The sequence below is a fragment of the Ureibacillus galli genome (genome assembly GCF_014836845.1).
Classification (GTDB): Bacteria; Bacillota; Bacilli; order Bacillales_A; family Planococcaceae; genus Ureibacillus; species Ureibacillus galli.
In genome coordinates, this window is sequence record NZ_JACSQA010000003.1 from 225,116 (window position 1) to 239,602 (window position 14,487).

Annotated in this window: 16 protein-coding genes; 2 read left to right on the forward strand and 14 right to left on the reverse strand. The window is 34.9% G+C overall.

Going from position 1 to position 14,487, the window contains the following annotated elements; translation table 11 throughout:
• Positions 1 to 24: 24 nt before the first annotated feature.
• The 11 genes from H9636_RS04245 to H9636_RS04295 form a co-directional block, all read right to left on the reverse strand.
• Positions 25 to 2,232, reverse strand: coding sequence for a penicillin-binding protein (locus tag H9636_RS04245; RefSeq protein WP_191706383.1), 2,208 nt, complete (start codon positions 2,230 to 2,232; stop codon positions 25 to 27).
• Positions 2,229 to 2,597: a cell division protein FtsL gene (ftsL, locus tag H9636_RS04250; RefSeq protein ID WP_191706384.1), complete on the reverse strand. Its 369-nt coding sequence runs from the start codon at positions 2,595 to 2,597 to the stop codon at positions 2,229 to 2,231. Before ftsL ends, H9636_RS04245 begins: the two co-directional genes overlap by 4 nt.
• Complete coding sequence (rsmH, locus tag H9636_RS04255; protein WP_191706385.1) at positions 2,598 to 3,548, reverse strand: 16S rRNA (cytosine(1402)-N(4))-methyltransferase RsmH; 951 nt, start codon at positions 3,546 to 3,548, stop codon at positions 2,598 to 2,600.
• A 31-nt stretch (positions 3,549 to 3,579) separates the two neighbouring features.
• Positions 3,580 to 4,011: a division/cell wall cluster transcriptional repressor MraZ gene (mraZ, locus tag H9636_RS04260; protein WP_122970265.1), complete on the reverse strand. Its 432-nt coding sequence runs from the start codon at positions 4,009 to 4,011 to the stop codon at positions 3,580 to 3,582.
• A 299-nt stretch (positions 4,012 to 4,310) separates the two neighbouring features.
• Positions 4,311 to 5,927: a bacillithiol biosynthesis cysteine-adding enzyme BshC gene (bshC, locus tag H9636_RS04265; RefSeq protein WP_191706386.1), complete on the reverse strand. Its 1,617-nt coding sequence runs from the start codon at positions 5,925 to 5,927 to the stop codon at positions 4,311 to 4,313.
• A 131-nt stretch (positions 5,928 to 6,058) separates the two neighbouring features.
• Positions 6,059 to 6,442, reverse strand: a complete 384-nt coding sequence (locus tag H9636_RS04270; RefSeq protein ID WP_225230073.1) for a DUF3397 family protein — start codon at positions 6,440 to 6,442, stop codon at positions 6,059 to 6,061.
• A 5-nt stretch (positions 6,443 to 6,447) separates the two neighbouring features.
• Positions 6,448 to 7,347 carry a ketopantoate reductase family protein gene (locus tag H9636_RS04275; protein ID WP_191706388.1) on the reverse strand — a complete coding sequence of 300 codons (900 nt, stop codon included), beginning with the start codon at positions 7,345 to 7,347 and terminating at the stop codon, positions 6,448 to 6,450.
• Positions 7,348 to 7,692: 345 nt separating this feature from the next.
• Positions 7,693 to 8,076 (reverse strand): transcriptional regulator, encoded by a 384-nt coding sequence (locus H9636_RS04280; protein ID WP_122970261.1) that lies wholly within the window; start codon positions 8,074 to 8,076, stop codon positions 7,693 to 7,695.
• Between the two features lie 156 nt (positions 8,077 to 8,232).
• The gene (locus H9636_RS04285) at positions 8,233 to 8,994 is read right to left on the reverse strand and encodes an enoyl-CoA hydratase/isomerase family protein (protein WP_191706389.1); all 762 of its coding nucleotides are present in this window, start codon (positions 8,992 to 8,994) and stop codon (positions 8,233 to 8,235) included.
• Between the two features lie 187 nt (positions 8,995 to 9,181).
• Positions 9,182 to 9,355 (reverse strand): 50S ribosomal protein L32, encoded by a 174-nt coding sequence (gene rpmF, locus H9636_RS04290; protein ID WP_036202717.1) that lies wholly within the window; start codon positions 9,353 to 9,355, stop codon positions 9,182 to 9,184.
• Between the two features lie 24 nt (positions 9,356 to 9,379).
• Entirely contained in the window at positions 9,380 to 9,913 is a 534-nt protein-coding gene (locus H9636_RS04295) for a YceD family protein (protein ID WP_191706390.1), read from the reverse strand.
• Between the two features lie 143 nt (positions 9,914 to 10,056).
• On the opposite strand from H9636_RS04295, the gene H9636_RS04300 reads away from it, so the two are divergent.
• The gene (locus H9636_RS04300; protein ID WP_191706391.1) at positions 10,057 to 11,265 is read left to right on the forward strand and encodes a nucleotidyltransferase; all 1,209 of its coding nucleotides are present in this window, start codon (positions 10,057 to 10,059) and stop codon (positions 11,263 to 11,265) included.
• A gap of 30 nt (positions 11,266 to 11,295) precedes the next feature.
• Here the strand turns inward: H9636_RS04300 and H9636_RS04305 are convergent, their stop codons facing one another.
• Complete coding sequence (locus H9636_RS04305) at positions 11,296 to 12,351, reverse strand: SepM family pheromone-processing serine protease (RefSeq protein WP_404817737.1); 1,056 nt, start codon at positions 12,349 to 12,351, stop codon at positions 11,296 to 11,298.
• Between the two features lie 214 nt (positions 12,352 to 12,565).
• On the opposite strand from H9636_RS04305, the gene H9636_RS04310 reads away from it, so the two are divergent.
• Positions 12,566 to 13,363: a hypothetical protein gene (locus H9636_RS04310; protein ID WP_225230062.1), complete on the forward strand. Its 798-nt coding sequence runs from the start codon at positions 12,566 to 12,568 to the stop codon at positions 13,361 to 13,363.
• A gap of 41 nt (positions 13,364 to 13,404) precedes the next feature.
• Here the strand turns inward: H9636_RS04310 and coaD are convergent, their stop codons facing one another.
• Together coaD and rsmD are read right to left on the reverse strand one after the other, a co-directional pair.
• Positions 13,405 to 13,893 carry a pantetheine-phosphate adenylyltransferase gene (gene coaD / locus H9636_RS04315; RefSeq protein ID WP_191706393.1) on the reverse strand — a complete coding sequence of 163 codons (489 nt, stop codon included), beginning with the start codon at positions 13,891 to 13,893 and terminating at the stop codon, positions 13,405 to 13,407.
• Between the two features lie 26 nt (positions 13,894 to 13,919).
• Positions 13,920 to 14,477, reverse strand: coding sequence for a 16S rRNA (guanine(966)-N(2))-methyltransferase RsmD (gene rsmD, locus H9636_RS04320; protein ID WP_191706394.1), 558 nt, complete (start codon positions 14,475 to 14,477; stop codon positions 13,920 to 13,922).
• Positions 14,478 to 14,487 lie beyond the last annotated feature (10 nt).

Below are 14,487 nucleotides of genomic sequence, written 5' to 3' on the forward strand. Positions count from 1 at the left end.
ACAACTTCTATTCGAAAGGTTTTGTTAATCTTGTGGTAATTCTTCTTCATCTTCTGATTTTTGATCTTCCACTGAGTATACTTCTTCAGGTGTCTTCAGTTGAATTACAATTGGATAATCATCAACTATTTCTGTATTTGGAGAAACACTTTGACTTGTTACAAAACCATCTCCTGCCACTTCAATTCGTAAACCTGACATTTGTTTATAAACTAAAACATTACGTAAAGACCAGTTATCAAAGGACGGAAGGGTAATAGCTCCATCAGTCTTTAAAAATATTAAACTACCTTTTGGGATAGATAAACCTTCTTTAGGATATTGCTCAGTAATTTTACCACTTTCACCAATAATAATTGGTGTTAACCCTTTGTTCGTTAGTTCTGCTTGAACTTTTTCTGCATCTTCACCAACATAATCATTCATTGATTCTGTTTGTACTTCTACAGCGTCCTCAGGATTGATATTTAAATATTTTAAACTATTTTCCATAACCGAAGTGAACACTTTTGCTACCGGTTCAGAACCAGCCTCTGTTAATTGTAATTTAGGCCGTTTCACTGCAACATATACGATAAGCTGTGGATCATCGGCAGGCGCCATTCCTAAGAAAGAATACAAATAATTGTTTTTTCCTTTTAAATAACCCGAACCATCTGAATCAGCTATATATGCCGTTCCCGTTTTACCTGCGACTTCATACCCTTCAATAGCAAAACGTTTGGCCGTTCCTGCCTCAGCAGTAACCGTTGACGCTAAAACTTCCCGAACTTGTTTTGCTGTTTCCTTTGAAATCGGTTCGCCTTTCACTTTCGGCTTTTCTTTTTGAATTACTTCGCCTGTATTGGAATCTACTATTTTATCAATCACATAAGGTTGCATCATTTTACCGTCATTTGCGATTGCTGTCATCGCCTGGACAAGTTGAATAGGAGTTGCCGTCGAACCTTGACCATAAGAGGTTGTCACATAGTTTACTGGATAATTCGTTAGTAGAGTACCTGAGGCCTCGTTTGGTAAACCAATTTCTGTCTTTTTACTAAAACCAAATTTTTTGAAATAATCGATAAGGGTGTCATTCCCGATATCTTCTAATAAATTGGCCATTGCCGTATTGGACGACCGTTGAAAACCTTCTAAATAGGTGATAGTGTCCCACCCTACTTGATTATGGTCACGAATCGTTCTATCTAAAATTGTATAACTACCAGACTTGTAATACGCATTTGGATTCCACTTTCCCGTCTCAATAGCTGTTGCTAAGGTGAAAGTTTTCATCGTCGATCCAGGTTCAATGGCAGATTCAATTACTTCATTCGTCCATGAGTCTAACCCGCCTCTATTATCTGGATCAAAGGTAGGACGTTGGGACATTGCTAAGATTTCACCTGTTTTCGGATCTGCGACGACAGCTACCATCGACTCTGGGTTATATTTTTTATAAACGTCTGTCATCGATTCTTCTAAAAAGTTTTGAATCGTTTTATCTAAAGTAAGATAAATTTCATCTCCATCTTTTGCAGGTTCGACCATTTTTTCAGAGTTCGGAAGTAAGTAACCGAATAAATCACTTTCATAATGAACTGAACCGTTTTCTCCTTGTAACTCTTTATCATAAATATATTCTAATCCCATTTTACCTACTGTTTTAAAGGAACCATCCTCTTGTTCTTCTTTTAAAGCAAAGCCAATAAGATGGGAAGCAAATGGACCGTTTGGATAATAACGTTTCGTATCACTGGCAAAGACGATGCCTGGTAAGTCTTCTTCTTCAATAGCATTCATCACTTCATGGCTAATACTGCGACCCGCTGAACCGAACTCAACTTGCCATCTCTCTTTTGAAACGCCTTCTTTCAGAATTTCATAGATTTGCGATTCTTCCATAGAAATATGCTCAGATAATACTTTAGCTGTCTTTTCAAGATCGACTACATGTTGCGGGTCGTCTTTTTTTGTAGTTGCCTTTGGACTTACAACAGCAATTAACCTATAACTTAATGTATCTTCTGCTATGACACTGCCATTTCGATCTAATATTTTTCCACGGTTCGCTGTGAGAACTGCTTCCTTTTCGTATAACGCTGCTGCTTTTGCCTCTAATTGTTGCCCATTCACTTCGCCTGTTGCTTGAATAGTGAAAATACGTATAAATAATGAAAAAAAGAGCCCTCCATAAATAATAAACATTAGAAAGGCTCCCCATTGGAATCGAAATCTCTTTTTTTTCATTCTCCCGGCACTACCTTTACATTGTTCTCATTAAGAGTCAAACCGAGTGCTTTTGCTTTTTCCCAAATTCGTTCATATGTTGATAACTCACTAACTTGAACTTTCAAATCAACATTTTGTTTTTCAATTTCAGAAATTTGAGATTCAATTTTTTGTATTTCCATCGACGTTTGCTGGATTGAACTTTGCTTATGTAATATTGAAACAGCCAACACAGCAACGACGGCAACAAAGGCAATGTATAAAAATTTTTCTTTAACGGTAATCCTTGATTTTTTTCTATTACTTTGTTGTTTTTTGGGCTGTTGCTGTTCAGGAACTACTGGCTGTTGAATATACGAATCTTGCCTAACACGTACTGCCATTTACCCACGTCCTTTTTCATTTATTTTTTCAGCAATTCGAAGCTTAGCTGAGCGCGAACGATTATTTGCCTCAAGCTCCTCTTCAGAAGGTATAATCGGCTTTCTTGTGACAAGTTTTAATGTTGGTTTAAACTCGTCCGGAATAACAGGTAAACCTGGTGGCAAATCCGGTAGAGACGAAGCCTCTTTAAAAATTGATTTTGTTAAACGGTCTTCTAAAGAATGGAATGTGATGACACTTATACGTCCACCAACTTTTAAAAGCTCAATCGCATCAACAAGTGAATCTTCAGCTGCACCTAGCTCATCATTTACTGCAATCCGTATTGCTTGAAAAACTCGTTTTGCAGGATGTCCACCCTTCCTCCGGGCGGGAGCAGGGATACCTTCTTTGATTAGCTCAACAAGTTGACCCGTCGTATCAATTGGAGCAACTTTTCTTGCTTCTTCAATTTTACGAGCAATTTGTTTTGAAAACTTCTCCTCCCCATAACGGAAGAAAATACGAACTAAATCTTCATAAGGCCAATTATTCACTACATGAAATGCAGTTAATTCAGCCGTTTGATCCATACGCATATCTAAAGGTGCATCATGATGATAACTAAAACCACGTTCAGGTGTATCTAACTGTGGTGAAGAAACACCTAAGTCATATAAAATACCATCAATTTTTTCAATATTAATTTTTTTCAATTCCTCTTTGACATAGCGGAAGTTTGAATGAACAAAGATAATACGGTCTAAATAATTTGCTAATCGAATTTTTGCATTTTCAATTGCCGTCATATCTTGGTCAAAACAAATAAGTCTTCCTTCTGATGATAATTGCTGTACTAGGTACTCGCTATGTCCAGCGCCTCCTAAAGTACAATCCACATAGTAACCATGGGGATTGATGTTCAACCCATCAACAGTTTCTTTTAATAATACGGTTGTATGATCGAACATAAACCATTACTCCTTTTTGGCTCATACCTAACTAGAAGTCAAAGCCAATTAAATTTTCTGCAATTTCATTAAAAGAATCCTCTGCTTCGTTGAAATAAGATTCCCAAGAATCTTTTGCCCAAATTTCAATTTTACTTGAGACACCTAATACAACACATTCTTTTTCAAGTTTTGCGTAAGTAGCAAGTGTGGATGGGATATTAATTCTTCCTTGTTTATCAATTTCAACTTCAGTTGCACCTGAAAAGAAGAAACGCGCAAATGCACGAGCATCTTTTTTCGTCATTGGTAATTCTTTTAATTTTTCTTCGAGTTTTCGCCATTCATCCATAGGATATCCAAATAGACAGTTATCAAGTCCCCGAGTAATAACAAAAGTATTTCCTAATTCTTCACGAAATTTTGAAGGTATAATTAGTCGTCCTTTTGCATCAACGGAATGTTGATATTCACCCATGAACATGCTACTCACCCCACTTTAGTAAATAATGTACCACATTCCCCCACTTTCCTCCACATTTTTAAAGAGATTGTTAAGAACTTTTTATAATTTATGTATATAGTACTTTTCTACATTTTCTGTTTTATGATTTTTGACTTAACTATACGAGGAATTCTAACAATCATAGACAACTTTTTACTCATTCAAAAGAATCCATCATTGCTAATACGACCTTTTTTTAGGTATATACTCACAAAAAAACTGTTCCAAAAGTTAAAATGTTAACTTTTGGAACAGTGTCATAAAAATAGGTTATTTTATTACAGATGAATGACATAATGATTACGAGAGATTGATAACGGTAAAGCACATAAATCTTGAATCAAATTCGGTCCATAACTGTTCATATATTGGTAAGGATTATAAACCCTTTCTTGGAAATTTTCATTCGGATATATTTCGGCTTGAATTAAATCAAACTGACGAATGATTTTTTCGTGTTTATTGAACACTTGCTGCTCAATTTTTTTACTTAAATACTCTAATTGTACTTCATGGTATTTTAAATTTTTCTCTACAATTGAATGTAAATTTAAATGTTGTGTATTTAAATGACTATCTAACTTCTCATATTGTTCTTTTAATAATTGATGAACATTTTCGATTTGCTGTTTTGCTTCCAAGTCCTGAACGCTTTCGATAAATTGTTCCTTCAAACTTTGTGCCTTTCCTGAAAGAACTTCTGGAATCGATAATTCATACGTTGATAATAATTGATCCATTTTCCGATCTACAAACGTAATATTTAACCTCGGTGCTAAAATCGGCATTTGTAAATCCATTACATGAAATGCATCCTTTAATGTTCCCCAGTAGGCAAGCTCGCCAGGTCCGCCTACGAAAGCTAAAACAGGGATTGTCATTTCTTGCATTAAAGGTCTTGTCACAACATTATTACTTAGCTGTTCTGGTTTTGTTTTCGCGACACTTAGTAATTGTTCTTCAGAAAGTTTAATGAGACCCGATGAATCTTGATAATAACGATCTTTTCTTTCTAATAAATAACGCTCACCTTCTTGCACGTAAAAAAGATTGGCGTTATTCAACGTCGCATTAATAGGAGTACCAAAACCTGCATTATGTAATAACTGTTCTTTGTCAACTACGGCCTTTGCAATTTGCTCATTGAGCTCAACTATTTTAACAAAGTAAGATGATTCAAACTGGCGGAATGGTGTATATGCAGCATCAACCATTAATAGTCCTTCGTCTTTAAATAAATCATTCATTAGACGTGCAAAGAAATCAGTAAATGTATCACTATTTTCTAGTTGTTGAAGACACATTTTATGAAGATCATGTGTATATGCCGTTTCGCCAAAATCTTGAAAAATGTTATTCAATAATTGACGCATTTCATCTTGGCGAATTGCAGTTGTTGAGGCCATCGTCTTTTTATTTGATCGTTCATGATAAACCCTCTTTTTCGGAGCACCATTGACGATTGTAAAAGTATGATTAATCTCATCTATATCATGATCCTCACCAGCAATCCAAAAAATCGGTACAACTCGCTCATTCAATTTTTCACTTTGCTCTTTCGCTAACAATAAAACGGAAATCGCTTTATGAATAGAGTATAAGGGACCCGTTAATATCCCAGCTTGTTGTCCACCTACTATAGCAACCGAACCATTTTCTAAGGCATTTAAATTTTCTTCTATTTTGTCGGAAATCCCTAGTGGTTCCATATAAGAGCGAATAATTTTACTTAACGCCTTTGTTTCGTATTGTTTCGATTTTAAATAGTTATATCGAGTGTTAAATGATTCATCATTATACTCATACTCATAAAACGGTTTTAATTTTTCATTTCCAGACCAATAATCATCTAGTAATTGATTGTTAACTGGTAGTTCAATCTGTTCCAGCCTCATAAAAATATCTCCTCTACTCAAATGAACAGTTATCTAAAAGATGTTCTAATTTCTATCTAATCTGTTATATTTATATTTCACTTTCTATATTGTAAACCTTCCATCAAGTTCTTCAAAAGAAAATGCTTGATTTAGATTAAAACAAGATTCATTATACTTTGAATTAAGCCTACAAACCAAATAACAATATAAGAAATCGTTAATAGAATGAAAAATAATCGCCATATTTTTTTAAATAATGATAAGATCTTTATTTCTTTTTTCGTTCGCCAATCTATGTATGTAAAAATAATGGCAATAAAAATCGCCACTATAAAGACGATCCCACTATAATTTTCTCCCCATAAACTAGCAATCGAAAGAGGAACCGAGAAAAATAAAACAAATGTCGTTACATCTGCTGCTGTTCCTATCGATTGAATATTCGTCTTTTTTCGTTTGCGCCAAATAACATATGTAATGAAAAATAAAATAATAGGGAAAAATATTATTGTACTTACAATGTATTGAATCATGATTTTCACATTTTCACACCGCTCTCTATCGCTAATATTAAATGATATAGTGTATTTAATATCGGTAAATTTTCCCCTCTTTTTGCTGCTTTTTTTATAACCGCCCCAACAATCGTTTCAATTTCTGTTTGTCTATTCTGTAAAATGTCACCTAACATTGAGGAAGTATTATTGGCCGTTTTTCTACATAATTTCTCCACTTCTTCAAAAGGAAATTGATCTTTCTTTTCTGGAAAAGCTGACATTAACTCATTATATAAATTTTTTAGCATTGTATGAGTATGCGGATTTTCTATTAACATCCCATTTTTCACCCGTAATATCGCTGTTAAAGGGTTAATAAAACAGTTCAATAATGCCTTTTCGAATAGCATGTTTTCCGCGCTTTTCTCAAAGGTTACTTGAAATTGTTTATTTGTACTTTGGAGAAATAAATGGAATGGTGTTTTCACACCTCTTTCAATAGCAATCTTTAAAACACCTTGTCCCCGATGTACGATTGTATAATCGTTTTCCCTTTCAGCACCGAACTGACAAGAACCGAAGGCAATTGTTTTTTGTGGCAGTTGAATAGCTTCTTCTAAGTGGGCTAAACCATTTTGTAAAAAGAGGAGTGGGATATCTTCATGAATGGTACGAAGTATTGGATAAACATCGTTTAATTCTCCGTATTTCACTGCAATGATGACAAATGAATGTTTTGGTAAACCTTTTAAGTCCATCGCTACTTGGACATTTGATTTTAACAACGTTCCATCCAGATTTTTTCGGACTAAACCATGTTGTAATAGTTGATTTGCTTGGCTTTCTCTACGGACAATTAGCCTTACATTGTCATTGAACTCTGCTAAGAAGCTAGCAACTAGCATACCTACTGAACCAGCACCGATTATATGAATGTCCATATCCTTACCCACCCCTATTTCAAACGAAAAGTAAAGGTCTACCGATGATGGCAGACCTTTTATTAAATCATATTATACCGGATTAACCACACGTTTTCGATAAAGAATGTAATTTATTTGTTAACCGATTAATCAAAAAGCATAAATAAAACAGCAGACAAACGATGTTCGAAGAAACTTTTTGTCTACTATCCTTTAAGTAGCCTAAAAAGGGCAAAATAAAATACATAGGTTGTAGGATTCGTACCTAGATGCTATTTACTAATCATAATTATGGAGTTTAAATCCGTTGTTACCTATCTTTTTTAATCGTTTATTTAAATTCATATTAAAAAATAAAACCGTTTACTTTTGATGTTCGATGAAACTTGCCCCTTGTTGCAACCATTTAAGAATTCTTTCGTGTTCAGTTTGTAATTCGCGATATTTTATTTCTAGTTCATTATATGCTTCTGTTAATTCATCAAAACTACTAAGTGCTAGTTTTAAATGGCTACGCATTAATTGCTTTGGACGCTTTCTCACACTATTTAACATTTGGCCATATTGTTGACGCAATGTTTTATTCCAACGAAAACCGCACGCCTGTTTTGTACGATTTAATACACTTGCCGCTTCAGCAAATGCTTCAAGTTGTGTTTTACCATTTTGAACAGCTTGAATAACGATTTCAGCTAATTTTTCATCGTCATCTGCTGTCCACTGATCTTTACGTCTTTTTCCATCCATTTCTATCACCTCTCATTTTTTACTACTATATGCAGGTCAATAGATTAAATAGAATAACAATCATAGAAAAATAGGTTGAGACTTATTCATTTCTTTCTACTCCATTTCTATAAAAAATGGATATTAAAAAACGCCTCTCTACCGAGGGCGCATTCATTATTTGGACTTATTTAAAAAGCGTTGAACAGCTTCATTATGAGCATCACTTTCCCATAGTTTTGCACATAAACGAATCTCTTCCATCACGCGTTCATACATATTTTTTTCTTTCCATTTCCGAAGTTGTATCTCTTTATACGCTTGGTGTACAGATGGGTGTATTCCCCTCATATTGGCAATGAATTTTTCAAGAGCTTGTTCCTTTGAACCTTCAAATAAGTCTGTAGCCCAACCAATCTCATATAGAAGATTGGCATCATAACTTTTAGCGTCTATTAGCATTTTTAAAGCGTGGTCATGTCGCAATCCTCTTTCAAATAGATAAGTCCCTCCACCCCAACCGCTTGTAATCGATAGAGTTCCTTGAATAAAACCACATTGAACATCGCTTGCTACGAGACGAAAATCACATGCCGTTGCAATTTCACAACCGCCTCCTACTGCTGCACCATTTACGAGGGCGATTGTCGGTACACGCAATGTAGCTAAATCATATAATATATGGCCCATTTTACTAAGCATACTAAATGCCTCGTCTTCTGTATGAAGAAGATGGAATTCAGATAAATCTCCACCAGAACAAAAAGCTTTTTCTCCACTACCAGTTACAACTAAAAACCGTACATCTTGATGATCTTTGATATATGTAATCGCTTCTTTTAACCCTTCCATCACTTCATCATTGACGGCATTTCTTTTATCTTGTCGGTCAATTGTAAAGATTAATATCCCATCATTGTTCTCTATTTGATAAGCCACAACTAACATCCCCTTTAAAATGTAACTATTCCATTAAAATAGTAAAGGAGCAATCTGTAATTTACAAGAAAGTTCTAAAAGTTCTTTCTAATATAAGAAGTCGTTTTGTATTATATTTTAGTCAAATAAAAAAGGCTATTAGAGAGCCATGGTCTCTCTAATAGCCTTATCATTAGTAAATACTGAATTATTTACTAACTACTTCTTTACCTTTGTAGTGTCCACAAGCTTTACATACGTGGTGAGCTAATGTTGCTTCGCCACAGTTTGGGCATGCTACCATACCAGGTACAGATAATTTGAAATGCGTACGACGCTTTCTTTTTGCAGTTTTAGAAGTTCTTCTAAATGGTACAGCCATTATTGGCACCTCCTTACAGATTATCTATTCATCTGTTTGATCAAAATACTTAGCTAAATCAGCCAGTCTTGGATCCACTTTTGGTTCGTCATTTTCCTTTTGACGAGCAACATCTTCATCAGTTGAATAGCTCCAGCCTTTACCGCCATGTACTTTTCCTTCAGTATCCTCTTTAAATACTTGCATCGGAACTTCAAGAAGTACTAGTTCTTCAAGAACTGGTTTTAAGTCGATTACTTCACCATCAATATAATGTATATCTTCATCGTCATGACCACGATGTTCAGGATCTATCCAGCTGAAAATTTCAACTGCATCGACTTCAATTGGATATTCAACATCTTCCCATGTCCTAGATTCAGGGAGTGTTAGAGTCGCTGTCATCGTAAATTGACATGTCATTTGCGATGCACCGAAAGTACAGTGTCCTTTTACATGAACGGGTGAAATATGACGAATATCTTTGTTTCGTTTCATTACATCATCCAATTGTACTTCTGCATCAATCGGCATCCCATTTTGGCGATACTTCGATAATTGATGAATTGACCATTTCATTCATTAATCACCTCGAGACAACAATGTTGATTATATAATGTGTATTTTTAGATGTCAAGATATTTTCTTGTCACTAGACAAAATGAGTACTATAATTTTTATAAGTTGATAGTAGAAAAAAACGAATTTTAGGAGTGTAACAAATGAAATCAGTCGGCGTTGTTGTTGAATATAATCCATTTCATAACGGACACCTATATCATGCAAAACAATCAAAAAGTCAATCCAATGCCGATGTTGTCATTGCTGTAATGAGCGGCCATTTTTTACAACGGGGTGAACCGTCTCTAGTTGATAAATGGCATCGAACAAAAATGGCGTTACAAAATGGCATCGATATTGTTATTGAACTCCCTTATGTTTTCAGCACTGGACATGCTAGTCACTTTGCACAAGGGGCAATCATGCTGTTAAATGCTATTGGATGTGAAACTTTTACTTTTGGAAGTGAAGAAGGTACCATCGAACCATTTTTAAATACTTATTATTTGATAAAGGAACATGAAAAGGAATACAACTCGCTTATTAAACAATTTGTTACAACTGGGATTAGTTATCCCCAAAGTTTATATATGGCATACGAGCAACTACGACAAAATGTATCAAAAAAAACGATTGATTTATCTCAGCCGAATAACATATTAGGTTATCACTATATCGAAGCCGCAAAACGTTTCAACTTATCTATTGAACCGTCAACTATTCAACGTATTCAAGCAGGCTATCACGATGAAATCAATGTCAATTCTTCCATTGCTAGTGCTACTGGTATCCGAAAAGCAATTTTTGAAGAACAGCTATTACAAAATGTTAAAAAATACGTGCCTACCGAAACTTATTCTGAGCTGAAAAATTGGAAAAATCAATATGATCGCTTTATCCAATGGGAATCACTTTGGCCCTACTTACGTTTTGCTATTTTAAGAAATACGCCCGAACAGTTAAGCCAATTTGCCGATGTATCCGAAGGAATTGAACATGCACTCATAAAGGCTGCTAAAAAGAGTGATTCCTTTGTTGACTTTATGAATCATATCAAATCAAAACGATACACTTGGACAAGACTTCAAAGAATGCTTACTCATATTTATACAGGTATTACAAAGAAACAGCTCCATCAATATTCTGAACCAACTTATATTCGTTTATTAGGAATGACAACAGCTGGCCAAGCTTATTTATCCGAAAAGAAAAAACAATTTACCCTTCCCTTAATCAGTCGGGTAGCTTCTGTCAAAGATCCTTTGCTCGCACTAGATATCCGCGCAACCGAAATGTATGCATTGGGAGTAGAATTAACATCAAAAGAGAAAATAGCGAGAGATTATCAAACTCCTCCTATTCGTTTATAAAAAAGATATTAAAAAAGGATGACAATACTGTCACCCTTTTTTTGGTTTTAATTCTTCTAAATATTCCAACGCATCATCGACCGTTTTTACCGGTACAATTTCCATATCCGTTCCGATTGTTTTTGCGGTTTCAACAGCAGCTTCATAATTCGATTTTATCTCTGGATTTGCATGTCGCATTGCATCCGTAATTTCATCATCTGGAGCAAAAAAGATTTCGATACCATCTTCATCTGCAGCAACTACTTTCTTTTCTATTCCACCGATACGTCCAACGGTACCATCTTCATTCATTTCACCGGTACCCGCAATATCATAACCTTTCGTTAAATCTTCATCGAGTAATTGGTTCAATATTTCTAACGTAAACATTAAACCAGCAGAGGGTCCACCTATATTTTCCGTATTCACTTTCACGTTTGGTTCAGTTTTAATAAATTTACTTTCTGAATAAGTAATCCCAATACCAACACGGTTGTTCTCTGCTCCAGGAATTGGCTTTAACGAGATGGTACGATCCAATAATTCATCGTTTCGATCGATGACAAGATGTACTTTATCATTTTCTTTCTTCTTACTTAATATATCCGTTAGCTCCTGTGCCTTTTCGATTAATTGTCCATCAACCTCAACAATTTCATCACCAGCATGTAATTCTCCGTCAGCAGCTCCATCTTTTAAGACATTTAATACAGTCACCCCATGATACTCAATCGTATAAGGTAAATTGGCTTTTTGGAAAGCAATATAAAGGGCATTAAATTGAGAGTCCGTCATTAATTTAAGTTGACGAACACTATATTCCTCGTCATCCTCTTCCTCTTGTCGAACCTCTTCTTCCTTATAAATCTCTTCAAAGTCTTTAAAATAGGCGATTGCATATGTAAGAGGGGTTGCTGGGGCCATCGCTACCGTCATTAAACTCATCGTTCCTTCGTGGTTTTTATCTCCGTCTTCCACGGTAACAAACTCACTCACGTCATAGGCACTTCCGGGTTTCATAATATAGTAGTCCAGCTTATAGAAGCTAAGAAAAAACACAATGATAAGCGAAATTATTAAATAAACAAGGGATTTATTCAATATGTATGGCACCTCCTGAAGTTACCTTTTAATAGACTAATTTTTTCACGTATCGCATATATTAGTTTAGCATTTGCTTAAATGGAAAACAAAAATTTGAAAAGAGATGATGCTTATTCCACTCCTTTATTTATTGATTTGTATCGTGTTAATCTGCTTATTACTATTATTCCCGGGAATCGCCCATGAAGGGACCGATTTAGGGGTAGAACTTTTTATGGAAGCACTATTTCCATACCTATTACCTTACTTAATATTAACCCAATGGTTTATACGGCTAACACCAAATAAAAGTAACGCTTCTTCAAGATTTAAATTATTTTTTAAAACGTATGGTATTAGTGCCCTCGGTGGTTTCCCAACTGGCGCTGCAACCATTACTTACCTGAAAAAAAGTAATCAAATTTCCCTTCGAGAAGCAAACATCCTTTTAAGTATTTGTCATAGTCCAAGCCCATTATTCGTGTTAGGGTTTGTTGGAAACGATTTATTAAATGATACAGCATTTAGTTGGAAGTTTTTAATTTTATACCATGTCGTTTCGATTATTATTTTAACTGGTGCTTATTATTACTGTCGCCGAGAAAAGGAAGGGAATTTTATATCAGCTATCCCATCTAGTAACCAAACCAATCCTTTTACAAGCAGTATTAAAGATAGCATACCGACCGTTTTAGTAGTTGGTTCGACCATTATTTTTTTCACAACGATTTATACTGTTGTCATGCATTCTGTTAAAAGCTTTTTCCCTGAAATACATAATACTTTTATGCTTCTTATAGCAGCAATGCTCGAGATGACAAACGCTTTAAAAATTGGACAAGAACTTTTTGCAAATCAACCAACCTTACTTTTCGTAATTCTGGTAACATTTTTAACTAGTCAAAGTTTAAGTATTCATATGCAGGTTGCAGTCATTGCAAAAAGCGAAAAACTATCCTTAAAACCTTATATTTTCATGCGTCTTTGCTATACCCTACTTATCCCAACTCTTTTCTATTTACTATTTTTATAAAAAAATCGACAAAATCATCATTGTGATTTTGTCGATTTTATTTATTGCTGGCAATATTTTTCAATTAACGCTTTTTCAACGATTTCAGGGACAAGTCCAGAGACAACTCCACCATAGCGGGCTACTTCTTTTACAATACTTGAACTTAAAAATGAATATTGATTTTTTGTCATGATGAAAAACGTTTCAATTGTTTCATCCAAAAACTTATTCATGGATGTAATTTGCATTTCATATTCGAAATCCGAAATTGCCCGTAACCCACGCACAATCGCCTTTGCATTTTTTGCTCTAGCATAGTCTATTAGTAAACCTGACGAACTTTCAATTCGCACATTCGGGATATGTTTCGTCACTTCTCGAATCAGGTCCATTCTTTCATCAATAGAAAAGAGTGGGTTTTTTGATGAATTGTTTAAAACAGCTACATAAATAATATCAAATACATCCGCAGCACGTTTAATAATATCTAAATGTCCATTCGTAATCGGATCAAAACTACCTGGTACAACTGCAATTTTTTCAGACAATGATTTCTCCTTCTTCCCTTTATCAATTACATATGGGTAAAACGATAAATTGAAATGATCGTACTGCCATATGTTTCTTGACGAGTTAATTGATATGGACCATAATTCGAGGGTAAACTCACTTCAACTGCGTGTTCACAAACGATAATGGCATCTTCTGATAATTTTCCATTTTCTATTAATGTACTTAATAAATCGTAGTATTCTGTTTTACGATAAGGCGGATCTAAAAAGATATAATCAATTTGAAGATCCCTTTTTAATAACCCTTTCACGGCCCGTGTCGCATCCGTTTTATAACTTTCAGATACTTCTTCATAGCGACATTTTTTTATATTTTCCTGCAATGTTTGGAAGGCACGCCCATCCTTTTCAACGAAAATCGCTTTACTTGCGCCTCTACTTAATGTTTCAATGCCTAAACCCCCACTACCTGCAAATAAGTCTAAAACGATACCACCTTCAAAAAACGGTCCAATAATATTGAAAATAGACTCTTTCACTTTATCGGTTGTTGGTCTTGTTGTCGTACCTGTTACGGCCTTTAAAGGCATTCCTTTTCTTTCACCTGCTACAACTCTCATTTGATCACCT